This is a genomic window from Shewanella sp. Shew256, assembly GCF_002196695.1.
Lineage (GTDB): Bacteria > Pseudomonadota > Gammaproteobacteria > Enterobacterales > Shewanellaceae > Shewanella > Shewanella mangrovisoli.
In genome coordinates, this window is record NZ_NAJR01000003.1 from 228,702 (window position 1) to 254,179 (window position 25,478).

19 protein-coding genes are annotated in these 25,478 nt (G+C 47.8%); 5 read left to right on the plus strand and 14 right to left on the minus strand.

Annotation, left to right across the window (positions count from 1 at the left end):
- Window positions 1–14: 14 nt before the first annotated feature.
- The 6 genes from carA to B5P39_RS06770 all read right to left on the minus strand — a co-directional run bounded on the left by carA (window position 15) and on the right by B5P39_RS06770 (window position 6,031).
- Window positions 15–1,175 (minus strand): glutamine-hydrolyzing carbamoyl-phosphate synthase small subunit, encoded by a 1,161-nt coding sequence (carA, locus tag B5P39_RS06745; RefSeq protein WP_088210913.1) that lies wholly within the window; start codon window positions 1,173–1,175, stop codon window positions 15–17.
- 168 nt (window positions 1,176–1,343) lie between these two features.
- Window positions 1,344–2,156, minus strand: a complete 813-nt coding sequence (gene dapB, locus B5P39_RS06750) for a 4-hydroxy-tetrahydrodipicolinate reductase (protein ID WP_088211136.1) — start codon at window positions 2,154–2,156, stop codon at window positions 1,344–1,346.
- A gap of 72 nt (window positions 2,157–2,228) precedes the next feature.
- Window positions 2,229–2,846, minus strand: a complete 618-nt coding sequence (locus B5P39_RS06755) for an FKBP-type peptidyl-prolyl cis-trans isomerase (RefSeq protein ID WP_011716091.1) — start codon at window positions 2,844–2,846, stop codon at window positions 2,229–2,231.
- A 192-nt stretch (window positions 2,847–3,038) separates the two neighbouring features.
- Window positions 3,039–3,848, minus strand: coding sequence for a M48 family metallopeptidase (locus B5P39_RS06760; protein ID WP_088210914.1), 810 nt, complete (start codon window positions 3,846–3,848; stop codon window positions 3,039–3,041).
- 125 nt (window positions 3,849–3,973) lie between these two features.
- Window positions 3,974–4,567, minus strand: coding sequence for a GNAT family N-acetyltransferase (locus B5P39_RS06765; protein ID WP_088210915.1), 594 nt, complete (start codon window positions 4,565–4,567; stop codon window positions 3,974–3,976).
- A 135-nt stretch (window positions 4,568–4,702) separates the two neighbouring features.
- Window positions 4,703–6,031, minus strand: a complete 1,329-nt coding sequence (locus tag B5P39_RS06770) for a DEAD/DEAH box helicase (RefSeq protein ID WP_088210916.1) — start codon at window positions 6,029–6,031, stop codon at window positions 4,703–4,705.
- Window positions 6,032–6,638: 607 nt separating this feature from the next.
- Here B5P39_RS06770 and B5P39_RS06775 point away from each other — a divergent pair.
- Entirely contained in the window at window positions 6,639–7,703 is a 1,065-nt protein-coding gene (locus B5P39_RS06775; protein ID WP_088210917.1) for a type I restriction endonuclease, read from the plus strand.
- 389 nt (window positions 7,704–8,092) lie between these two features.
- Here the strand turns inward: B5P39_RS06775 and dnaJ are convergent, their stop codons facing one another.
- Together dnaJ and dnaK are read right to left on the minus strand one after the other, a co-directional pair.
- Window positions 8,093–9,226, minus strand: coding sequence for a molecular chaperone DnaJ (gene dnaJ / locus B5P39_RS06780; protein WP_011716086.1), 1,134 nt, complete (start codon window positions 9,224–9,226; stop codon window positions 8,093–8,095).
- Between the two features lie 109 nt (window positions 9,227–9,335).
- Entirely contained in the window at window positions 9,336–11,255 is a 1,920-nt protein-coding gene (gene dnaK, locus B5P39_RS06785; RefSeq protein WP_011716085.1) for a molecular chaperone DnaK, read from the minus strand.
- 285 nt (window positions 11,256–11,540) lie between these two features.
- On the opposite strand from dnaK, the gene B5P39_RS06790 reads away from it, so the two are divergent.
- The 3 genes from B5P39_RS06790 (at window position 11,541) to B5P39_RS06800 (ending at window position 13,498) form a co-directional block, all read left to right on the plus strand.
- Window positions 11,541–12,461, plus strand: a complete 921-nt coding sequence (locus B5P39_RS06790) for a DMT family transporter (RefSeq protein WP_088210918.1) — start codon at window positions 11,541–11,543, stop codon at window positions 12,459–12,461.
- A 133-nt stretch (window positions 12,462–12,594) separates the two neighbouring features.
- Window positions 12,595–13,071, plus strand: a complete 477-nt coding sequence (ybaK, locus tag B5P39_RS06795) for a Cys-tRNA(Pro) deacylase (RefSeq protein ID WP_088210919.1) — start codon at window positions 12,595–12,597, stop codon at window positions 13,069–13,071.
- 124 nt (window positions 13,072–13,195) lie between these two features.
- Entirely contained in the window at window positions 13,196–13,498 is a 303-nt protein-coding gene (locus B5P39_RS06800) for a hypothetical protein (RefSeq protein ID WP_011716082.1), read from the plus strand.
- 72 nt (window positions 13,499–13,570) lie between these two features.
- Here B5P39_RS06800 and B5P39_RS06805 read toward each other — a convergent pair whose 3' ends face one another.
- From B5P39_RS06805 to B5P39_RS06830, 5 genes are all read right to left on the minus strand, one after another.
- A complete protein-coding gene (locus B5P39_RS06805) occupies window positions 13,571–14,848 on the minus strand; it encodes a glutamate-5-semialdehyde dehydrogenase (protein ID WP_088210920.1) in 1,278 nt (425 codons plus the stop codon).
- Between the two features lie 12 nt (window positions 14,849–14,860).
- Window positions 14,861–15,979, minus strand: a complete 1,119-nt coding sequence (proB, locus tag B5P39_RS06810; RefSeq protein WP_086903377.1) for a glutamate 5-kinase — start codon at window positions 15,977–15,979, stop codon at window positions 14,861–14,863.
- 174 nt (window positions 15,980–16,153) lie between these two features.
- Window positions 16,154–17,443 (minus strand): NCS2 family permease, encoded by a 1,290-nt coding sequence (locus B5P39_RS06815; RefSeq protein WP_088210921.1) that lies wholly within the window; start codon window positions 17,441–17,443, stop codon window positions 16,154–16,156.
- A 406-nt stretch (window positions 17,444–17,849) separates the two neighbouring features.
- Window positions 17,850–20,015, minus strand: coding sequence for a TonB-dependent siderophore receptor (locus B5P39_RS06820; RefSeq protein WP_088210922.1), 2,166 nt, complete (start codon window positions 20,013–20,015; stop codon window positions 17,850–17,852).
- A 917-nt stretch (window positions 20,016–20,932) separates the two neighbouring features.
- The gene (locus tag B5P39_RS06830; RefSeq protein ID WP_088210923.1) at window positions 20,933–22,471 is read right to left on the minus strand and encodes a peptidase M17; all 1,539 of its coding nucleotides are present in this window, start codon (window positions 22,469–22,471) and stop codon (window positions 20,933–20,935) included.
- A 218-nt stretch (window positions 22,472–22,689) separates the two neighbouring features.
- Here B5P39_RS06830 and B5P39_RS06835 point away from each other — a divergent pair, with 218 nt between their 5' ends.
- Complete coding sequence (locus B5P39_RS06835; protein ID WP_088210924.1) at window positions 22,690–24,153, plus strand: aminoacyl-histidine dipeptidase; 1,464 nt, start codon at window positions 22,690–22,692, stop codon at window positions 24,151–24,153.
- 174 nt (window positions 24,154–24,327) lie between these two features.
- Here B5P39_RS06835 and dinB read toward each other — a convergent pair whose 3' ends face one another.
- Window positions 24,328–25,407, minus strand: coding sequence for a DNA polymerase IV (gene dinB, locus B5P39_RS06840; RefSeq protein ID WP_088210925.1), 1,080 nt, complete (start codon window positions 25,405–25,407; stop codon window positions 24,328–24,330).
- Window positions 25,408–25,478 lie beyond the last annotated feature (71 nt).

Consider the following 25,478-nt stretch of genomic DNA (forward strand, 5'->3'; position numbering starts at 1 on the left):
TCCTAGCTTGCGTATTACTTAGCGTTCTGACGGTATTGTTCAATAAGCTCGATAAAGTGATCGAACAGTGGGGCCGCATCGTTCGGACCTGGGCTCGCTTCTGGGTGACCTTGGAAGCTGAACGCTGGCTTGTCCGTCAGATGGATACCTTGCAGTGAACCATCGAACAGTGACTTGTGGGTCACTTTGATATTGGCAGGTAATGTGGCTTCATCGGCAGCAAAACCGTGGTTTTGGCTGGTGATCATCACGTTACCTTTTTCGATATTGCTCACTGGGTGGTTAGCACCATGGTGACCAAACTTCATCTTTAAGGTTTTCGCGCCTGATGCCAATGCCAGTAACTGGTGGCCTAAACAGATACCGAAAATTGGCGTATCGGTTTTCAGGATTTGTTGAATCGCTTCAATCGCGTAGTCGCATGGCTCTGGGTCGCCAGGACCGTTAGAGAGGAACACACCGTCTGGGTTCATCGCTAACACTTCAGCAGCCGATGTTTTTGCCGGAACAACGGTGACGTCACAGCCACGGTCAACCAACATACGCAGGATGTTTTGCTTAACGCCGTAGTCGTAGGCAACGACTTTGTACTTCAGCGCTTCGGCTGGCGTATCTTCAGGCAAGCCGCCCACTAAACGCCAGCTACCCTTGCGCCATGGGTAAGCTTTGTCAGTCGTCACTTCTTTTGCTAAATCCATGCCCTTTAAACCTGGGAAGGCTTTAGCCGCAGCCAGTGCTTTCGCTTCATCTAAGTCAGCACCTGCCATGATGCAACCCGCTTGGGCACCTTTTTCACGGAGGATTCGAGTTAATTTACGAGTATCGATATCTGCGATGCCAACAACATTGTTTGCTTTGAGATAATCACTGAGGGTTTGCTGATTGCGGAAACTACTTGCTACGAGTGGAAGATCGCGAATGATTAAACCACAAGCATGAACCCCATTGGATTCGACGTCTTCATTATTGGTACCAGTGTTACCAATGTGGGGGTAGGTTAAAGTTACTATTTGGCGTGAATAAGAGGGATCAGTTAAAATTTCTTGGTATCCTGTCATGGAAGTGTTAAAAACAACTTCACCAACAGAGAGACCATCGGCACCAATTGCTGTGCCAGTGAATACGGTTCCATCTTCGAGTACGAGTAAGGCAGACTTTGTCAACGCGACCTCCATAAAGAGCCAAGCCACTGAAATATAATGTTTTTATGCTATGTTAAGATACCAATTTCCGCTTATTTACGAAATTTTGACAAATTCCAGCGAGTTTACAGGATAAATCCAAACTCGTCTACACCTTGGCATCTGAGTGCAAAAAAAAACGCCAATATGGCGTTTTTTCTGTTAATTCAAACCTAATACCTGCTGCATGTCATACAGACCCGGTTTTTGCTCCACTAACCAATAGGCGGCACGCATAGCGCCATTAGCAAAGGTCATACGACTAGAGGCTTTATGGGTGATCTCTAAACGCTCACCGATATCGGCAAACATGGCGGTATGCTCACCGACTAAGTCACCCGCGCGCACAGTCGCAAAACCGATAGTTTCACGGTCGCGCTCACCAGTGATCCCTTCGCGGCCATAAACAGCGCATTTTTCGAGATCACGACCTAAGGTCTTGGCAATCACTTCACCCATTTTTAATGCCGTGCCAGATGGCGCGTCTTTCTTATATCTGTGGTGACCTTCGATAATTTCGATATCGGTGTAATCGCCCATGACCTCAGCGGCCAACTCGAGCAATTTCCACATCAGATTGACGCCCACAGACATATTCGGCGCCATCACTACCGGCGTCTGCTCGGCAAAGGCATTGATCTGTTCTTTTTGAGCATGATTGAAACCAGTTGTGCCAATCACCATGGCTTTCTTATGGCGCACACACCAGTCTAAATGGACAATACTGGCCTCTGGCGCAGTAAAATCAATCAGCACATCAAAGTCATCGGTCGCATAGTCGAGCGAATCCATGATAATGACATTTAACTTACCCACACCCACGAGTTCACCCGCATCCACGCCAACTAAGCTTGAACCGGGACGCTCAATGGCGGCACCTAAGCGAATGTGCTCTTGATGATAAGCCGATTCAATAAGAGTCCGTCCCATGCGTCCACCCGCACCGACAATTGCAACTCTCACTTGTCCACCCATTTCAATCTCCTCAAACCTGTTCATCACTTCCATACAAAAACGCCTAAGACTGGCTTAGGCGTTTCGATCACATTAGACGATGTCTAATAACTCGACTTCGAATACTAACGTTGAGTATGGAGGAATAGAAGCACCCGCACCACGCTCACCGTATGCTAAGTGATGTGGAACGAATAACTTTAACTTGGTACCAACTGGCATCAGTTGCAGGGCTTCAGTCCAGCCAGCGATAACGCCAGATACTGGGAATTCAGCTGGTTGACCACGAACTACAGAGCTGTCGAACACGTCACCATTGATGAAAGAACCATGGTAGTGAGTACGTACTGTGTCTTCGTAGGTTGGTTTTGCACCGCTACCTTGAACTAATACTTCGTATTGCAGACCAGAGTCAGTCACGATCACGCCTGCACGCTTAGCGTTTTCAGCTAAAAAGGCTTCGCCTTCGGCAGAAGCTTCTGCTGCAGCTTGCTCTTGAGCCGCTTGAATGCGACGGCTGATCTCAGTGAATGCAACTTGCATATCTTGCATAGATACAGCGCTTTCAACGCCAGCAAATGCATCGGCTAAACCTGCTTGAACGGCAGCAATATCAACACCTTCAAAAGAATTAGCAGCCAGTTGCTCGCCCATTTGACGACCTACACCATAGCTTGCTTGCTGTTCAACAGTACTGAATTTATCAGACATAATTAACGACTCTCAATGTTCAATGGAATTTTGCGCGCCAGTTTATCATAGTTCCACGCCCTATGCTGATAAACTGACTGCTTATTTAACTTTGGCGGCGATTTTACGTAACCGATGCGTATTTATCCAGCAATAGCGCCTAATTGCGGCAAGATAAGGCCTGCATCTAAACAATCGCCACGCACTGAATGGCTATTTAGGCAACACGCATTGGTTTTTAACACTCGCCTTTGCGCTCTGATACAAAGGCTGCATTTGCCCCTGTAATTGCTCGAGTTGGGCGATGCGGTTGCTGTTGGATGGGTGCGTTGATAACAGCTCTGGCCCTTGGCTACCGCCCGCTTTCGACATATTGTGCCAAAGCACCACGCTCTGCGCGGGGTCGAACCCTGCCCGCGCCATCAACTCCAGCCCCATCACATCCGCCTCACTCTCCTGAGCGCGACCAAAGGGTAAAATCACCCCGACCTGCGCGCCCAGTCCTAAGGCCGACATATATAAGTCACGGTTTGATACGCCGCTCGCGCCAAGGGCAGCATCGGCGATTTGCATCCCCATGCCCGTCATCTGCGCCCGAGAGACCTGTTCATTACCGTGTTGGGCTAATACGTGGGCCACTTCATGGCCTAATACGGTCGCCAGTTGGTCCGGGGTACTCGCGACGTTAAGTAAGCCGGTATACACGCCAATGTGTCCGCCCGGCAATGCAAAGGCGTTAACTTGTTCGGAGTTGAACAAGACGACATCCCACTTCTGGCTTTGATCGGGCAGCACAGCGGTGACGCGATTCGCCACGCAATTTACATACTGAGTCAGCTTTTTATCGCTACTGATCTTTTGCTGCTTTTTCATTTCTTCAAAAGAAGCATCCCCCATTTGCTGCATCTGTGACGCCGAATACAGCAAGGTTTGCCCCCGCCCCGTGGGCGATTTAGTGGTCGCGCAGCCCGATAATACTAACGTGAGTCCAACCGCCACTAAGGCGAGTGTTGTTGCTTTCATAGGGAACTCCTTAATCCGAACGAGGCCGAACCTAGCTAATCATGATTAAGATTTTACTGAGATAGCAAGCAGAAGCCAAACGACATTCAGAACTTGCTTTACAGCACGAGGAAGCTTCGAGCCCGTTAAGGTGCAATATAGTCTTCCCTTAACATGGCATAGAGGTATTCATCGCCCCATGCGCCCTTAAAGAAGATATTTTTCACATAATGGGCTTCGCGCCGAAAACCGAGTTTTTCGAGTAATCGACAGCTGGCAAGATTTTGAGTATCGGTTATCGCAATAACACGATGCTTATCTAATTCCACAAAGAGATAATCCAGCAATGCGCTGACGGCCTCAAATGCAACCTGCTGACCTTGGTACTCAGGCGCAATCGTAAAGCCGATTTCCATTTGCTGCTCATCGATAAAATGCAGCGCCAAATCGCCCACTAAGGTAGCAGGCGTCTCTGCTGATGCCGCGCTGACAATCGCCAATTGAAACCAAGTGTCCGCCGCGCCAAATTGTGCGTAATCCATGTTCTCGAATAACGCGACAGCATCGCTATAGGAGTAATCCGTCCAGCTTTGATATTTGGCTACCTTAGGCTCGGCTCGATAGGCGGTAAAAGCCTCGAGATCCGCTCGCTGAAATGGCCGAAGCGTAAAACGTTGGGTGGTTAAACCGTGATTTACTATGTGCTGAAGTGCGTTACCTATAGTCAATGTCGACGCCATGCCGGATCCTTTAATCTGAGTAAGCCTCTAATGTAAGTAAGCCTCTAATGTGAGTAAGCTTCTAATATGAATAAGCACACAGGTAAACAGCAGCCAATAAGTGCTAGCAATTTAGGGATAGCAGCGCAGGCTCTCTCAACGCTTACCTTTAAAGGCTTTGATGCTGTGCTTATTAAGACTGCGACGATTTGCCTGTTTATCCCGAGGTGGGCGCTTAGGTGCCACTTTATTATCAGTACCGTCCTCTCTGACTCTTTCGCTCGGCTTATCGGTCACAGGAAAGTCCGCCAATGATGCTAACGGTAACTCACGCGCCGTCAAGTTGCGGATTGCGGTTAAGCTTGGCATTTCACCATGGCACACCAAAGAGATGGCGAGCCCATTAGCGCCCGCCCTTGCGGTGCGGCCAATGCGGTGCACATACACAGGCGCACTGGTGGGTAAGTCTAAGTTGATTACCACAGGCAAGGCATCGACATGAATACCTCGGGCCATTAAATCCGTCGCCACCAGCACATGAATGCGATGTGCTTTAAAGTCGGATAAGGTTTGACTGCGCACGGTTTGATCTTTTTCGCCGTGCAGCGCAGCAGCATTTATCCCCGCCTTAAGTAGCCGTTTCGCTATCGCATCCGCATCGTCGCGGGCACTGATAAACACCAGCACCTGCGGCCATCGATACTGTTTGAGTAATGCAATCAATGCCTGCGCCTTGCTGCCCTTATTGACTAAATACAGTCGCTCTTCGATGTCGGCGGCGACAGCATTGCGCGTACTGGCCTCAACCCGTTGGGGATTATTGGTCAGCAATTTACCCGCCAAAGAATCTAAAGCCTCTGGCAAGGTGGCAGAAAACAGTAAGGTTTGCTTACGCTTAGGCATCATTGCCATCAGCTTTTGCACATCTGGCCAAAATCCCATTTCCAGTAAGCGGTCGGCTTCGTCTAACACTAGGTATTTAATCGAGTCGAGACTGATATGGGACTGTGTGCATAAATCCAATAACCGCCCAGGGGTTGCCACGATAAGCTGCGGTTTAGCGGTGAGTTCAACTAATTGTTCTTCCTGCGCGATGCCGCCACAGAGAAGCTGAATATTCAAAGAAGACGATAACTTACTCGCCGGCGCGTGCAGCGCCATCGTTACCTGCTGCGCTAACTCCCGTGTCGGCACTAGCACTAAGGCCTGCGCATTGCTGGCCGAGGATGACACTGACTCGAGTTGTTGATGGATGGCTTGCAGCAAGGGCAAACCAAAAGCCAAGGTCTTACCGCTACCGGTTTGCGACAGCGCTAACACATCTCGCCCCGCAAGAATCGCCGGAATCGCTAATTGCTGCACCCGTGTCGGATGCTTGAGCCCGGCAGGCAATACCGAACATAACGCCGAATTGATGCCAAGCTCAGCAAAGGTTAACGACTCAGGAGAAGGCTCTGGGGAAGTAGAAGGCTTAAGAATGGTCATCGCAACACCAATAAAAACATGGGAGCGAAAGTTTACGCAGAGTTGGCAGTTAATACCAATGTTGTTTCGGCTTTGACTAAAGCCTTGGGATAGTTGTTTGCGTTATTTGCATTTGCACAAAGGTTTACTCTCTGATGACTGAGACTAATTTAGTGTCCAAAATTCGTTTGGGCTTTCAAATCTCAAAATCAAAGTCAAAGTCGTGGGGCTTCACCCCACACCCGACCAAGAGGGGATCAACAGCAATCCCCTCTTGGATCTCCCTTGCCGCCCTAGCGAAGTTACATGCATTAGAGACTGGCTTCGTGCTTATTCGAAAATCGCTAACGCTTCCGATGGTACATCCTGTACCCCGAAAGCTAACTCGGCATCCATGCCTCGCTCACGCGATTTCCTTCAACGCCCTTCAGCAACTTCGCAGGGGAAGGTGTATACCTCTTGTTTTGTGTTCGGCTGTAAATTTTTCAAAAGAGAATAGCTTACTCGTCTCGAACATTTGATTTTTATAAACCTAAAGTGTGCGCAAAGTGATCAATGTTGATTTTTTGGTACAACGTTCTGATATAGGCTATGTTTGTTTACTGAGTCAAACTATGAGGCCAATAAGATGGATTTTATTGAACGTATAAATGTTTTAGCAAAACGTATTCCACAAATTCAAAGCAATTTACAGACTGAGGAAGCTACAAAAAACGCCTTAATTATGCCTTTCTTAGATAAAGTATTAGGATGGGATGTATACGACCCAACGGAAGTTATTCCAGAGTTTACTGCTGATACGATAAACAAAAAGGGTGAAAAAGTTGATTACGCTTTGATGAAGGATGGAGAGGTTCAAATACTCATAGAATGTAAGAAATATGGTGAAAAGCTTACAATTAAACATGCTTCGCAATTATTTAGGTATTTTTCAGTTACTAATGCCCGTCTTGCAATACTTACTAACGGTTCAGAATATCAAATATTTACTGACTCCGATGCTCCAAATAAAATGGATGAAAAGCCATTTTTGAAATTTGATTTAGAAGATATAGACGAACATATTATTCCAGAAGTTAGGAAACTCGCTAAATCTGTATTTAATATTGATTCTATTGTAAGTAGCGCTGGAGAGTTAAAGTACCTCAGTCAAATAAAGAAAATTGTGGCTGAGCAATTCAAAGAGCCAGAGGAAGAGTTTGTAAGATTTTTTGCTTCAAGAACGTATGAAGGTACTTTAACACCAAAAGTGAAGCAACAATTTCATGATATAACGCAAAAAGCTTTGATGCAGTTTTTGAGTGATAGCATTAATGAAAGAATAAAAACAGCATTAAATAATGATAAGTTAACTGAGGTACCACAAGCCGATGTACCTTCAACTCCCGAGGAAGAAAAGAATAAAGTAATAACGACAGAAGAAGAGGTTGAAGGTTATAACATTATCAAAGCTATCCTAAGACAGAAGGTTGATTTGAGTCGTGTTGTTGCTAGGGATACACAAAGTTATTTCGGTATATTGCTTGATGATAACAACCGTAAACCACTCTGTAGATTACATTTTAATGCAAAGCAGAAATATCTAGGCCTTTTAGATGCTGAAAAGAATGAAACAAGGCATCCAATTAATAACTTAGATGAGATATTTAACTTTAGTGAGCAATTGATGAATACAGTCAACTTTTATGAGTAGTCAATGTCTACTCGAAATGTGATGTGTATACCATCCCCTCGGAGTTGCCGCAGGGCGAATAGACAAATTGCGTGAGTCTCGCCATGGATGGCGAGCTAGCTTTCGCAGGTGCATGGACGCATCCTTCGGAAGCGATAGCAAATTTGGCTATGAGCACAAGGGGCTTTCAACTCCGTTGGGGACGCCGGGGGATTTCCAAAAGGGGAACAGGCGCTTTTCCCCTTTTGGTCGGGTGTGGGGTGAAGCCCCACGACTTTGACTTTACTTTTTAAAACTATCGAAATCTCAAACTCGATTTGAGATATAAAAAAGCCCCGCTAGTGTTAAACACTGCGGGGCTTTATTTATCTAGTGCGCTGCTAACATAACAGCAGCGCCAGCAAACCTAATTAGCTATTTAGGTCTTGGAAAAACTTCTTCACGCCATCGAAAAAGCCTTCAGCCTTTGGGCTGTGCTTCTTTGATTCACCGGTTAAAGTCGCCTCAAACTCACGCAGTAATTCTTTCTGACGCTCGTTTAGGTTGACTGGCGTTTCCATCACGACTTTGCAGAGCAAGTCGCCAACGGCATGGCTGCGAACCGATTTAACCCCTTTGCCACGCAGACGGAACATACGGCCCGTTTGCGTTTCGGCTGGGATCTTCAGGCTGACTTTGCCATCCAGTGTTGGCACTTCAATCTCGCCGCCGAGCGCCGCTTTGCTGAATGAAATTGGTACTTCGCAGTAGAGGTTGTTGCCATCACGGACAAAGATAGCATGTTCACGTACTGTGACCTGAACGTATAAATCGCCCGGTGGCGCACCAAACTCGCCTGCTTCACCTTCACCCGCTAAGCGGATACGGTCGCCAGTGTCGACACCCGCTGGGATCTTAACTGACAGGGTTTTGGTCTTCTCGACACGGCCATCACCATGGCACTTAGAGCAAGGATCTTTAATGATCTTGCCGCGACCATGACAGGTTGGACATGGCTGTTGTACGGTGAAGAAACCTTGGCGCATTTGCACTTGGCCTTGACCATGACAGGTACCACAGGTAGTCGCCGAAGAGCCTTTTTTCGCACCGCTGCCGTCACACACATCACAGCTGGCTAAGGTTGGAATACGCAGTTCTTTGGTGAGGCCTTTTACGGCTTCTTCCAGTGATAACTCTAGGTTGTAACGTAAATCTGAGCCGCGGGCCGCTTGGCGTTGACCGCCACGGCGTCCACCGCCGAAAATATCGCCAAAGACATCACCGAAAATATCGCCGAAATCTCCCGCACCGCCGTAGCCACCACCGCCGCCGCGATTCGGATCCACACCCGCATGACCAAATTGGTCATAGGCCGCTTTTTTGTTGGCATCGGTAAGGATTTCGTAGGCTTCTTTAACTTCTTTAAAGCTCGCCTCGGCAGCTTTGTCGCCAGGGTTGCGATCGGGGTGAAACTTCATCGCCAAACGCTTGTAGGCTTTTTTAATTTCACGTTCGCTGGCGTCACGACCAACGCCTAATACTTCGTAATAATCTCGCTTTGACATAATCTCATGCTTCTCAGCTTAAGTTGAACGAACGGGCGTTAGGGTTTCCCCGTAACGCCCGCCTAGAAATTAACTATTTGAAATCAATCAATTTGATTGAGAGCAAATGTTATTTCTTGTCGTCTTTCACTTCTTCAAATTCAGCATCGACAACGTCATCGGCAGTCGCGTTAGACTGTTTAGCAGCACCTTCTTGTGCGCCGCCTTGAGTTTGAGCTTTAGCCTGAGCAATTTCCATCAGCTTAGCAGACGCTTCAATCAGCTCTTGAGTCGCTTTTTCAATGGCTTCTTTGTCGTTGCCTTTAGTTGCAACTTCAACTGCGCTCATTGCCGCTTCAATCTTAGCTTTATCGTCTGCTGGCAGTGCGTCGCCCGCTTCTTCAACTTGTTTCTTAGTTGCGTGAACTAAGCCGTCAGCTTGGTTGCGAGATTGCACTAACTCTTCAAACTTCTTGTCTTCTTCAGCGTGTGCTTCAGCGTCACGTACCATTTGCGCCACTTCTTCTTCGCTTAAGCCTGAAGAAGCTTTGATAGTGATGTTTTGTTTCTTACCGGTTTTCTTGTCGGTGGCAGAAACATGCAGAATACCGTCAGCGTCGATATCGAACATCACTTCGATTTGTGGCATGCCACGTGGTGCTGGCTCAATACCGTCAAGGTTGAACTGACCTAATGACTTGTTCGCGCTCGCTTGCTTACGCTCACCTTGCAGTACGTGAATGGTTACTGCGCTTTGGTTGTCATCGGCTGTTGAGAACACTTGCTGTGCCTTAGTCGGAATAGTGGTGTTTTTCTCAATCAGCTTGGTCATTACGCTGCCCATGGTTTCGATACCCAGAGACAGTGGTGTTACGTCTAACAGCAGAACGTCTTTCACGTCGCCTGACAGTACGCCCGCTTGAATCGCAGCACCTACGGCTACGGCTTCGTCTGGGTTAACGTCTTTACGAGGTTCTTTACCGAAGAAGTTAGAAACCGCTTCTTGAACCTTAGGCATACGGGTTTGACCACCCACTAAAATCACTTCGTTAATGTCTGATACTGATAAGTCAGCGTCAGCCAGTGCCACTTTTAATGGCTCTAAGGTACGAATGATTAAGTCTTCAACCAGTGACTCTAACTTAGCACGGGTGATTTTCACCACTAAGTGCTTAGGACCTGTTGCATCGGCAGTGATGTATGGCAGGTTCACTTCAGTTTGGTTGGTGCTTGAAAGCTCAATCTTCGCCTTTTCAGCCGCTTCTTTCAGACGTTGCATTGCTAATGGATCTTTACGCAGATCTAAGCCTTGCTCTTTCTTGAACTCATCAGCTAAGTAGTTGATTAAACGGTTGTCAAAGTCTTCACCACCTAAGTGAGTGTCACCGTTAGTCGCTAATACTTCGAAGGTTTGGTCGCCGTCGTTGCTGTCGATTTCGATGATAGAGATATCGAATGTACCACCACCTAAGTCGTACACTGCAACGATGTTGTCGCCTTGCTTCTTATCGATACCGTAGGCCAGTGCTGCAGCCGTTGGTTCGTTGATAATACGTTTAACTTCAAGACCTGCGATGCGGCCCGCATCTTTAGTGGCTTGACGTTGTGAATCGTTAAAGTATGCAGGAACGGTAATTACCGCTTCTGTCACTTCTTCACCTAAGAAGTCTTCTGCTGTTTTCTTCATCTTTTTCAAGATTTCAGCAGAAACTTGTGGTGGAGCCATTTTGTTGCCACGTGATTCAACCCATGCATCACCGTTGTCGGCTGCAATGATTTTGAATGGCATGATGTTCACGTCACGTTGAACTTCGTCGTCTTTGAAGCGACGACCGATCAAACGCTTGATCGCGAAGAATGTGTTGTTTGGGTTAGTTACAGCTTGGCGTTTTGCTGGCTGACCCACGATGGTCTCATCATCGGTGTAAGCGATGATAGACGGGGTTGTGCGATCGCCTTCAGCATTCTCTAATACGCGTGCTTTGCCACCATCGAGGACAGCTACACAAGAGTTTGTTGTGCCTAAGTCGATACCAATAATTTTACCCATGAGGTCCTCCGAAAAATTTCTGTCTAACTAAATTTATAAGTTGGTTTTGATATGGGGCCGGACGGTTTTTTTTCAAGTCCACTGTTGGCCACCTTCTCTGCCTTAACACCTATATTGGGACAGGGAATTTAATTACAAGGGCCGATAAAAAATTTTTCTGATTTATCTTTTCAAAGTGCGCGACTGTATAAAATATTCAAAACCGCAAAATCCGCTTGCTTATCAGCAATAGCTGTTATTCAATCTGCGCACATTGAGTGATGTTTAAGCGCATAGGGTAATAGTGTGAAATCTTCAAATTTGGCGTATGTGTACGGCATGGCCGCGGTATTCCTCTGGTCGACGGTGGCAACCGCCTTTAAGATTGCCCTCGGATTTTATAGCCCGTTGCAACTGGTGTTTGTGGCGGTACTCACTTCAATCATCGCCCTAGGTGCCATTCTCGCTTGGCAGAAAAAACTGCCGCTCCTTAAAGCGCAGCTCCTGCGTCGCCCGGCGTTTTATCTGGTTACCGGGCAGATTAACCCTTTTCTGTATTATGTGGTGCTGTTTAAAGCCTATTCACTGTTACCCGCCCAGCAGGCGCTCTCACTCAATTACACTTGGGCGGTATTGCTGCCGCTGTTAGCCGCGCCGCTCTTGAAACAACATTTGCGTAAGAGCGATATGATTGCGGCACTGATCGCCTACTCAGGGGTATTTATTATCGCCACCGGCGGCGATGTCAGTGGTTTTCGCTTCGACAGTCCACTCGGGATTGGTCTTGCATTAACTAGCACTTTGCTCTGGTGCCTATATTGGATTGTGAACACTAAAGATCAAGGCGACCCCGTCGTCAGCCTACTATTGAGCTTTTTAATTGGTTTACCTTTTATTACCGTAACACTGCTACTGACCGATACCCTACCCAGCTTTAGTTTGAGCGCTGTGATGGCGGGCATGTATGTTGGTTTATTTGAGATGGGCATTACCTTCGTGCTCTGGTTAATGGCACTTAAAACCGCGACTCGCACGGCCAATATCAGTACCTTAGTATTTTTATCGCCAGTGATGTCGATTGGTTTTATTGCCTGGATTCTGCAAGAAACTATCGCCACCGCAACGTATATCGGATTAGGTTTTATTTTGAGTGGCATGATGTTACAGCAGTTATTCCCGCGTTACCTTGAGCGCAAAACCAAGATCAATGCCAAGCTTGCAGACTGAGTAAGGCGTATCACTCGGGCATAGGCAATTTATGCCCGAGCTAACATTTTAACGCCGCAGAAAGGGCTACTATGGCGGACTTTTATTGCCCCTAGACTTTTATTGCACCTAATTGGGGCGCGAGGACGAGAGCATGACACCAGCGGTACAAATGGCAAAGAAAGCCAAAATTCCCTTTGAAATCTTAGAATACAGCCACGACCCACACTGCGCCGCCTATGGCGAGGAAGCCGCCAATGTGTTAGGGCTCGCCCCCGCGCAGGTATTTAAAACCTTACTGGTTGCGACCGATAAAGCCCATCCTCCGCTTGCCGTCGCGCTAGTACCAGTTGACCATCAACTCAATTTAAAAGCCGTCGCTAAATGTTTAGGCCAGAAGAAACTGCAAATGGCCGATGCGGATTTAGCACAAAAATCCTCTGGCTACCTCGTTGGCGGCATTAGCCCCTTAGCCCAGAAAAAACAGCTGCCAACGCTGATCGATGCGACGGCTCAGCAATTCGATAAAATCTATGTCAGTGCCGGCCGCCGCGGCCTTGAAATCTGCCTTGCGGCGAATGACTTAGCGAAATTATGCCGCGGAGCATTTGCGGATATTAAAACCCTTTAAGGCAAAACATCAGATATTGCTAAAATATGCTGGGAGCATCACAGCATTTATCCTCAACAGAGTTGAAAACTGCACCATATCCGTCTATAAATTGAACTGTACACAGACGACTAAGGATAGTCAGATGGAAAAATCAACTCAATGGAATCAAGAAGATGGCATAAGCCCTATCGGTTGGGTTGCCATGCTCATTTGTATTGCCCTGTTTATCTATGAGCATTTTTTCGGAAATGGTTTCACAACCATGGTGGTGATGCTCTATTGCACTTTTTTACTTCCCTCGGTACTGATCACCCGCAGAGTGCAGGAAAAGTATTTTCTGTATACCTTGGAGTACATTAGAGCCTTTCGTAAGTTCACCACAGCGATGTCGGTAGCATTTCTGTGCCTATGGTTAATTGCCACTTACACCCCGCTTATCCATTAACCGAGATCTTTGCCAACAAAAAAGCCGCTATTGCGGCTTTTTTAATGGCACGATTTGATAAAACGATAAGGATTAAGCGCGGCTCGTGTAATCACCCCATGCTAACCACTTATAGGTGGTCAGTGCCTCAAGCCCCATTGGACCACGGGCATGGAGTTTTTGCGTGCTCACAGCCACCTCGGCACCCAAGCCAAATTGGCCGCCATCGGTAAAACGGGTACTGGCATTCACATACACAGCAGCCGAATTCACTTCGTTCATAAAATGCGTTGCCGCATGGATATCATCGGTGAGAATCGCTTCCGAGTGCCCACTGGAATAGGTACGGATATGGGCAATGGCTGTATCAATGTCGCTCACCACTTTAATGCCTAAGGTCAAAGACAACCACTCTGTCGCAAAGCTTTGCTCTGTTGCTGGGGAAATATCAAAACCCAGCCCATCGAGCAGTGCATAGCTTTGTTCACACACTGAAAAACGCACACCTAAGCGATGTAAGTACTCGGCAATTTGCGGCACAAAACGCTCGGCAACTGCGTTATCCACCAGCAAGGTATCCAGCGCGTTGCATACCGTCGGGCGTTGCACTTTTGCGTTAGCAATCACCTCGAGTGCGCGCTCAAGATCGGCATGTTTATCGACATACAGATGGCAAATCCCAATACCGCCTAAGATCACCGGAATCGTCGCTTGCTCGGCGCAAAGACGCTGCAGTGCTTGTCCGCCACGGGGGACTATCATATCGACATATTGGTCGAGCTTGAGTAGACCTGTGACTAAGGCTCTATCGGGAGAATCAATCAGCTGCACCGCATCGACTGGCAGACCTTGGCTCGCAATCGCGCCACGGATCACTTCACTAATCAGTTTGTTAGATTCGAGCGTCTCTTTTCCGCCGCGCAAAATCACTGCGTTACCGGTTTTCAGTGCCAATACCGCAATATCGACCGTCACATTCGGCCGCGCCTCATAAATAACCCCAATTACCCCCAGCGGTACGCGGCGGCGCGTGAGCCTTAAGCCATTGTCCAACACTCGACTGCCAAACTCTTCGCCAACGGGATCGGCAAGACGCACCACATCGCCGATATCACCGATAATCCCCGCCAGACGCGACTCGTTAAGCAACAGCCTATCGATCATCGCATCATTCAAGCCTTCAACCTTAGCGGCGGCAACGTCTTTGGCGTTGGCCGCAAGAATGGCCGGAATATTCTGCGTCAGGGCCTCGGCAATCGCCTCGAGTAAATCCGCTTTCTGTGCGGCGCTTAGATTGGCCAAGGCATAGCTGGCTTGCTTAGCCTGACTGCCCAGTTGTTGTAAATATTGCGCTTGATTAGTTTGACTCAAAACAGACCTCGCTTATAAGACGACCATGTCGTTGCGGTGCACTATTGCGTCACCATAATCGTAACCGAGCACTGACTCGATTTCGTCGGAATGTTTACCCGCAATTAACCCTAAGGCCTCACCACAGTAGCGGGTGATGCCTCTGGCAATGATTTTGCCTTTTTGGTCAACCAATTGCAGGGTTGCACCACGTTCAAATTCCCCTTTAACGCCAATAATCCCCTTAGAGAGCAAGCTGCGACCTTTTTCGGTCACGGCTTTCACCGCGCCCGCATCGAGCACCAGTGAACCTTGGGCGGCAGGTCCCGCTAAAATCCACTGTTTGCGGCTCTCTAACGGATTTTCGATGGCACTAAAATGCGTGCCGACAGATTCTTTGCCGACAACCTTTTTAATCACATCGGGGTGATGACCCGAGGCAATCACCACTTCAATACCCGCGCGGCGAGCAATATCCGCAGCTTCTAGCTTAGTCGACATTCCGCCCGTACCTAAGCCAGAAACCGAACCACCCGCTAACAGGCGCAGACTGTCGTCAATTTTCTCGACCTGCGAAATCAGCTTAGCATTAGGGTTAGTGCGCGGATCGGCATCAAATAAGCCCTTTTGATCCGTCAACAAAATCAACAGGTCGGCATCACACAGCAGTGCCGCACGCGCCGACAAGTTGTCGTTGTCGCCCACTTTGATCTCATTAGTAGCAACGGCATCGTTTTCGTTGATGATTGGGATAATATTGTTTGCCAGCAAGGCATTAAGCGTATCGCGGGCATTCAAATAGCGCTCTCGATCGTGTAGATCGGCACGTGTCAGCAGCAATTGCCCGACATGTAAACCGTAGATGCTAAAGAGTTGTGCCCAAGCGAGAATAAGTTGACTCTGCCCGACAGCGGCTAATAACTGTTTATTGGCCATAGTGTCGGGCAATACCGGGTATTGGAGATGTTCGCGTCCGGCGGCAATTGCGCCAGAAGTGCATAATACGACTTCGACCCCTGATCTCATCAGTGCGGCCATTTGACGAGCAAGCTCAACCATATGGGCTTTATCTAGCTGTTTACTGCCAGACGTCAGCACACTCGTCCCTAACTTCACTACCACGCGGCGATACGCAATCTCACTTAAATTCATTATTCATATGTAGAAAATAACCGGATAATCCTTATACCTAATCCGCAGAGCAATTGGTAGTTAGTGGGCCGGATGTTGGTAGAAATTTTCAATTCTGCTTGGGATCGCGCATAAAAAAGGGCCATCGATTCGATGACCCTCAAAAAAACCGCCTAATTGGCGACTGGCTAAGTATCAGCCGTAAATAAATTTCGCAATAAACATCGCCGCGAGCACAATCACCCCGATATTTAAATCGCTAAAACGGCCTGTTAACAGTTTGATGGCGGCATAGGAAATAATCCCCAGCGCAATCCCGGTAGCGATAGAGAAGGTCAACGGCATTAGGATACAGACCACAACTACTGGCGCAGCTTCTGTTAAATCTTCCCATTCGACGTGAACCAGTCCGGACATCATCAGAATCGCCACATAGAACAGCGTACCAGCCGTGGCATAGGCGGGGATCATCCCTGCTAATGGTGATAAGAATAAGGCCAAGATAAACAGTAAGCCGACCACGACAGCGGTTAAGCCAGTACGGCCACCCGCGCTCACACCTGCGGTACTTTCGATATAGCTGGTAGTCGTTGACGTACCTAAGGCTGCGCCCGCAATCGTCGCTAAACTGTCCGCAGTTAAGGCACGGTTTAAGCGAGGTAAACGGCCTTTCTCATCGAGGAAACCACCACGCTGCGCCACCGCAACTAAAGTGCCAGAGGTATCAAAGAGGTCCACAAATAAAAAGGCAAACACCACAGACAGCATTGTCACTTCAAATACTTGAGACAAATCCATCGCCATAAAGGTCGGTGCGACTGAAGGCGGCATAGAGACGATGCCGTTGTAATGCACATCACCGAAGAGTAACCCAAGCCCTGTGATGATTAGGATGCTTAAAATCACCGCCGACTTCATGCCACGTTGCACCATGGCGATGATCAGGAAGAAACCTAACACGGCCATCACCGCTGGGAAGGCGGTAATATCGCCCATGGTCACTAAAGTTGCAGGGCTTGCGACCACAATGCCGGCACTCTTAAGACCGATCAGCGCGAGGAATAAGCCAATACCCGCGGCAATACCGATACGCAGCGACATAGGAATACTATTTACAATCCACTCGCGAATACGCACTAGAGACAGAATTAAAAAGCAAATTCCCGACAGGAAAACTGCGCCGAGTGCCGTTTCCCAGCTGTAACCCATTTCACCCACGACTGTGTAGGTAAAAAAGGCATTGAGTCCCATACCTGGAGCCAGTGCAATGGGATAGTTCGCCATGACACCCATCACAATACAACCCACCGCCGCCGCTAAACAGGTGGCCACAAACACGGCGCCATGATCCATACCCGCATCGGCTAACATCATTGGATTCACAAAAATGATGTAGGCCATAGTCATAAATGTTGTCAAACCTGCTATCGCTTCCTGCTTGAGGCTCGTTTGATTTTGTTTCAGTTTGAACAGCTTTTCTAACATGGAACTGGGTTCCTTTTCTTTTAAAGTAGGTAGGGTCAAAAATGTAAACACTATGTAGTCGTGTTTTTCGCTGGGGATTATAGGGAGTTTGTGCTGGTCAGGCCAGAAAATTGATGGAGATTTTCTTGATAGAAATCGCTAAACAGAACAAAAAACCACCGTGCTTAATTTACATTAAAGCTCACACTAAATAGGGGTTAGCAAGCCAATCTTAACACTGGGAAAATTCGAATGCCGTTCAAGATGAACAGCACATTGTTTTTAAAGCGAAATAATCACAAAACAGCACAATGCTTATCCCATGCAGGCATATTCGGTCGCCTCTGCGCCAAAAATCGTAGTGAAGTCGATAGCAAAAAGCCGGTGCCCTTAAGGACGCCGGCTTTTTGAGTTCAACGGGAAATGCTTAGAAGCGATAGTTAAAGCTAACGGTAAAGTTACGTGGCGCGCCGTAGTGATACGCACTGTAAGCTAGGCCAGACGCTGTCATATAGGCATAGTATTTCTCATCCAACAGATTCTCTACGTTAACCTGCAGATCCATATTCTCAGCCAGATCGTAGCGCGCCATCAGATTCACTAAGGAATAGTCATCCTGTTTGATTGTCGCACCGCCGCCTTCTGAGTAACTGTCACTTTGCCAATTCACCCCACCACCTATGGTTAACTCGGGTAGTAAATCCACAAATTGGTAGGTAGTAAAGAGTTTAAATTGCTTCTGTGGGCTGGTCGTCGCGACTCGCTTACCCTCTGCATCTTCGGCATTAAATTGCGAGTAACCTGCAGAGATATTCCAGCCATCGGCAGGCTCACCCACCACTTCTAGCTCAAAACCCTTACTCTTAGTGCCTTGTGCGGCTTCATAGTAATTAACGGGTTGACCACCGATAACAATCGTTCCAGCTAAAGTTGCCAAGTTATCTTGGTCAATTTGGAACACGGCCACTGTGGTATGTAGGCGATCGTCAAGATAGGAACTCTTCAAACCTAATTCGTAGGCTTTCCCCTCCAATGGATCTAAATATTCTTGATTAGCATCGAAATAATTTTGCGGATTAAAAATCCCTGTATAGCTGGCGTAAATACGGTGCTCTTCATTGATATCGTATAAAGCACCAACATAGGGCACAAACACGCCATCATCGCCAAAGTTAGTATCGGTACCATAGCTCACGCCTTCACGGTTCCAGCTTGAGATACGTCCACCGGCAATCAGTTTGAAATCATCGGTGATGGTCAGGCGAGTCGCCGCATAAAAGCCTTTTTGCTCGGTATCCATATTGAGCTGACGGTTCGCATTGGTCGACCATTCAGGCTCGGCAAACTGATTTTGTTGCCATTCGTAGAAGTTATCGACCACTTGTGAGTCCCAACCCGTCATATCGTCACGGATAGGCTCATAGGTATCGGCGTAGGATTTTTGCTTACTGTATAAGGCGCCCGTCACAAACTCATGGGTTTGACCAAAGAGGTCATAGTCGCCCTTAAGCTGCACATCAAAGTTATTAGAGTTACTTTCACCATGGCTGTGATAACGCTGACCACTGAGCCCTGCACCCGTGTCTTTATCGAGTAAACCCGACATGTAGATCATCTTAGTGGTGGTTTCATATTCCATGCGGTTGTAGTTAGCGACTAGTTGCCAACCATTGCTGAAGTAATGATTTAGGTTAGCAAAGTAGTTGATGTTTTTGGTTTCCCAGCGGCTCCAATCGGCAGCCGTGGTGGCCGATGTATCCCAATCTGTGGCAGAACCATCACTAAAGACGGCGGGTAACGCGCCCCACATCGCCCCTTTGGGATCGTTGTGGTTATAGCTAGCACCGACACGCAGTAAAGTGTTGGCGGTAATATCGCTATCGACAACCCCATAGAGAATGGTTTTGCGGTCTTGATACAGATTTTGGTAAGAATCGCTATTCACATACTTAGCGACTAAACGGCCACGGACACTGCCGTCTTCATTCAAACCATTGGACACATCCGCAGTGACTTGTTTTTTATCCCAACTTCCCGTTGCGACATCCACATAACCTTTAAGATCTGAGCTGTCGGCATGCTTACGCACTAAGTTAATCGAAGCAGAAGGATCGCCTGCGCCCGTTAATAAACCGGTAGCACCACGCACAACTTCAACACGCTCGTAGATAGACACATCCGATACCGTTTCACCAGCATCGCCGCCTAAACTCCAAGATAAAGGCACGCCATCAATTTGATAGTTTTGCACGGTAAAACCGCGGGCCGAAAAACCGTTACGCACGTTATCGGTTTTTGAAGAAGACAGGCCCACAGTGTTATTCACCACGTCGACCACAGTATTTAACGCCTGATCTTCAATCCGATCCGCCGTCATGATGCTGACCGACTGTGGCGTTTCCCGTAATGTGAGTCCGAGACCTGTCGCTGTATCAATATTTCGACTCACAGTGTATTTACCCATCACGGTGATTTTTTCGATATTTTGATCTTGTGTCTCTGTTTTAGAAGAGGTTTGTTCTTCGGCCATCAACGCCAAAGGATTCAATGCTAGTGTTACCGCAGCCGCAAGAGGAAGTAGATTAAAACGCATAGTCGTTCAGCAAGTTTTGTTAAGGTGCGCATACGGTAACACCATTGAGAACGATTTGCATTTGTATTTTATGTGATAAATATAACAAATTTGTCATTCTTAAGTCGTATCAAATAAAAGCCGCACTCACAAAAAAGTTTTACGCTTTAAAAACAAATGATTAAAGAAGCTCATCGACACAGGACATTTTTTGCCATTAGGCAAAAAATTTTTGACGAGATACTAGGATATGAGCGAAATCAGTTATCTAAGCTGAAAAACAGGTAAAAAAAAGCCTGCTCAATGAGCAGGCAAGACATATTTCAAGCGTCCCTTTCGGGGAAGTACATTACCGCGCTAGCGGAAAAACCTGGCATACCCATGCAAAAACACCGATATGCTACTTGAGTCTAAACACGCCAACAAGGCGATACAAAGGTTGATGGATGATGGAAACTAGGTTTAAAGGGATAGTTAGCCCTTAAAGCTCATAGCGAATAAACCGCCACGCAAAACATCTGAGTTAATCCAAGTGTTTTGCCAAACAAAGTGATTCTTGCCTGTATAAGACATAGTCAATTACTCCTAAGTAAAGTTGAGATTAAGTACTCTAGTAAAGCTTGGCTCGGTTCCTTGGAACTAGAGATTCTCAAATCCGTTGAGACGACTTGTCACTCGGGTCCTTGGAGAAGGATATCCATCCTGGATAGACTAGAGGGGATGGGCGCATTGCCCTGTCCACGAAAACTATTATATGTTTTCGTAGTTTTATTACAAGCTTTATTTGTATTTTTTTTAATTAAGGCTTTTTAATGTAATTTTATTACGTAAAACCATAAAGATCTTGGCGACCTGCGTCACATAAAAACAGAAATAACCCTGTAACCACCTAATAAGTAAGATATTACAGAATTATTTCTATTTTTTACGTAAAATTGTTAACGATTGATCAGATATTGATACAGACCGACTAAAGGACTCGTAGTGGGTTTACCATAGAGCGGATCGCCCTCAGTGGCACTGCCAGCGATATCTAAGTGTGTGTAAGCTAAAGGAATTGCGGCGTTAACACCGTGTTCAAACAATCCCGAAGCCTTGAGCAGAAACGCCGCAGGATATTGATGCCCACGGGCCGTCACCGAAGATGGCGCATTGTTAGAAGATAAAATATCGGCCGCCCCCGACACTTCGCGGATCTTGGCAAAGTCCTCGCGACGTAATGTAGAAACCTCAAAGGGTTCGCCCCATTGGCTTGCCTGTAGCGCGAGTGTCTGCGCACACTTGGCGCCACTGGCGACCGCATTTTCAACCGCAGCAGGATAATTACCATAGCAACGCACCACATGGCCCGTCAGCGTCGCGACCGAGAACAGCTCTGGTTGCACCGCCGAAACCGCTTTAATACGCAGATGACTTAACAGGTCTGCCAATACTAAGCGCCCTTCCGCATCCGTATTACCAATTCGTACCCGCACGCCCGCATGGCTAGTGATAATTTCATCGGTGACAAAGGCTTCGCTGCCAATGCTATTACGCACTAAGCCCAGTTCGGCGATCACTCGGATACCTTTAGGCTTGAGCATTGACAAGGTTTTAAATAACCCCGCCACGGCAGAGGCGCCGCCTTTATCGCGACTCATGCCAGCCATTGCGCCACCGACTTTCAGATCGGCACCGCCCGTATCATAGACCACACCTTTACCAGCAAATAAGAAGGTACGAGTAATCTCACCTTCGGGCAGATATTCGAGTTTCACCACCCGCGGTTGATGTCGGCCAACGGCAAAGGAAGAACGCGCCACCGCGCTTAACAGCGGATAATCCCGCTCGAGAATATCCCTATCTTCCACCACTGCGGTTTTAATCACGCTGCCTTTAAAGGCTTGCAAACAATATTCGGCAAAGGCCTTAGCCGACATACGCTCAGGTTCAGTGCCACATAAATCCCGAGCCAACACACGGCCAGCTTCTAATGCGTTGAGCAAGGAGCTCTTTTCAGATGATAAAGACAACAACCCTATGGCTTCAAAGGCTGGCATTAAGCCCGTTGCCTCGCGCAATTCTAAGGTTTGCCATAATTCTTGGCCGCAGGCGAGTGCCGCAACTTCACTCGCAAAACCAAACTTAGGCGTCGTAGAAGGCACCACATACAGTAAAGGACGCTTAGCACCCGCGTCTTTAGCGATGGCAATCGCGACTCTTGCCGCATCGCCATAAATACGCACATCGGCATAATCATCAGCCACTTGAGTGACGGGCGCTATGATTAAACGGCCACCGGCTAAACCGGGAGCAAACAGTAATGTCGGGCTCTTACCGACACGCTTATCGACCTTAGCGCCATGCTCGGCCAATAAACTGATCTCATCAATTCCGATAGAAACGAGATCCGGAGTGACCACCACAACCGCATCCCAGCCTTCACCATCAAAAATGGCATTTTCTGCTTGTACATCAACAAAGTTAACTTGAAACATGACCCACCCTTTTTCATTATTGTGCCTGCATTATTCCCGCTATAACGCTTAATTACCAATCAAAAAATCCCTTTGTCCCCATCGAAAAGACTGAGGGTGGCAACTTTCGCTGCCACAAGCACACGCAAGCTTATCGAGAAGATTAATCGGCCGAGCAGAATGTGGTAGGATCAAGCCAAATTTGCCCTATACCCACAAGACCTGATGAGGGACCTCCTGTGACAGCGTTAAGTCAGTTATACCCACAGCCTTTATGGCAATGGTTCGAACAAATCTGTGCAATTCCCCACCCTTCCAAACATGAACAAGCACTCAGCCAACACATCCAAGCCTGGGCTAAGAGTAAGCAACTCGATGTCGTAGAAGATGCAGTCGGCAATTTAATCATTCGCAAACCCGCGACCGCGGGAATGGAAGATCGCAAAATCGTCGTGATCCAAGCGCACATCGATATGGTGCCGCAAAAGAATGCCGACAAAGTGCATGACTTTACCAAAGATCCTATCGAAGCCTATGTTGACGGTGACTGGGTAAAAGCCAAAGGCACAACCTTAGGCGCCGACAATGGTATTGGCATGGCGTCGGCCTTAGCGATTTTAGGTAGCGACGATATCAAACACGGCCCACTGGAAGTGCTGCTCACGATTGATGAAGAAGCGGGCATGACAGGCGCCTTCGGCCTGCAAGCGGGTATGCTGGATGCTGAAATCCTGATCAACACCGACTCAGAGCAAGAAGGTGAAATCTACATGGGCTGCGCTGGCGGCGTCGATGCCCAGATCACTCTGCCTATGGTATGGCAAGCGTCGGAGCAAAGTTACGCGTCATTTAGCCTGCATTTATCGGGCTTAAAAGGCGGTCACTCAGGGGTCAACATCCATTTGGGTCGTGGCAACGCCAACAAACTCTTGGCACGCTTCCTGTTTGAAAATGCTGATGAATTAGCGCTGGAATTAACCCAATTTACCGGTGGTTCACTGCGTAATGCCATCCCACGCGAAGCCAATATCAGCTTTATGTTACCCGCTGAAAATGTCGATGCACTGAATGAAAAAGTGCGTGCTTTTGAAGCCTTAGTCCGCGCCGAGCTGGCCATTGCCGACCCAGACATGCGTTTAGTGTTGAGCGAAATCCCAACGCCAAAACGTGTGATGAGTGAAAACAGCCAAAACACCCTGATCGACCTGCTGCATGTATGCCCTAATGGCGTGATGCGTATGAGTGATGAAGTCGCGGGCGTGACCGAAACCTCACTCAACGTAGGCGTGATTAGCACTAACGATGAAGAAGTCAGCATTCTGTGCTTAATTCGCTCGCTCATCGATTCAGGCCGCACTCAGGTTGAAGGCATGCTCAATGCGCTAACCAACCTCGCTGGCGCCGAAATTGAATTCAGTGGCGCTTACCCAGGTTGGAAGCCAGATAACAGCTCACCCGTAATGGCGATTGTGCGTGAGACCTACGAGTCTATCTACCATAAAGAACCGGTTATCATGGTGATCCACGCGGGTCTTGAATGTGGTCTGTTCAAAAAGCCTTATCCAGAAATGGACATGGTGTCGATTGGCCCTACCATCCGTTATCCACATGGCCCGGATGAAATGGTCAATATCACCACAGTTGGTCAATACTGGGATCTGCTCCTTGCTGTGCTAGAACGCATTCCCGCTAAAGGTGAATAGTCGCTAAGACTTAAATAACAAAGGCCGCAGAGGGTTTACCCATGCGGCCTTTTTGTTGCTTCTATTTGCCTACTGCGTAAGGCTGATTGTCGCGTTAACTTACATAACTTAGCTAAGCTAAGCTTAGCTAGGTTAGATTGGCGCGGAGTCAGAGCCGCCCAGATTAAATTGACACTAAAACACAAAATCCAACTGCTTAGTCTCGCGGGCCATGAGCGGCGAAAGCGTGTCTTTACTCTCGGCAAGGCAAACAGAAACCCCGAGTAACCGAATTCCACGTCCCTCTTGCCTCGCCATTGCTTGGCTCAGTAGCTCATAGAACATCACCACGGACACCTCGTCACTACGATGCTCGATTGTGGTCTGTTTAAAATCATTAAATTTAAGTTTGACCACCTGCTTATGGATTTGCCTCCCCTTAGCGCTTCGCCCTAAACGGCTGGACAACTCTTGGATTAATCCCGGCATCACCTGCTGGCATTGCTCCAGCGTGTGAATATCCTGAGCGAGTGTAGTCTCAACGCCTACGGATTTGCGCTCGCGGCTTACCGAAATCCCACGATCATCGATGCCATGGGCCCGCTCGACTAACACGGCGCCAAACTTACCCAAACGGGCAATCAACTCTTGCTTAGGATAAGCCTGCACATCGGCGCAGGTATTTAAGCCTAGCGAAGACAGTTTCTCAGCGGTCACCTTACCCACACCTGGGATTTTCCGCAGGGATAAGCTTTTAACGAACTCGGCGACTTCATCGGGTGGGATAACACATTGCCCATTGGGCTTATTTAAATCAGAGGCAACCTTGGCGAGAAATTTAATCGGTGCCACGCCCGCCGATGCCGTCAGCCCAGTTTCGGCCAAAATATCCCGGCGAATTGCCTCGGCGATTAAAGTGGCAGAGCCCTTAAACAGCTTACAATCGCTGACATCTAAATAGGCCTCATCGAGGGAAAGCGGTTCGATTAACTCTGTGTATCGGGAGAAAATGGCGCGAATTTGTTGCGACACCTCTTTGTAGACCTGCATACGACCGGGAACGAGGATAAGATCGGGACACAATTTCAGTGCGTAGCCCGTCGCCATGGCAGAACGCACACCAAATTTTCGCGCCTCATAATTACAAGTGCTGATGACGCCACGCTGCACCCGGCTGCCGCCAACGGCCAAAGGCTTACCGCGGTATTCGGGAAAATCCCGCATTTCCACCGCAGCAAAATAGCAATCCATATCGATATGAATGATTTTTCGCACCTTGCATTCCTCCGACACTCAAAATACTGTATATAAAAACAGTAGTCAAGTATCACTTATCAATTTGCGAC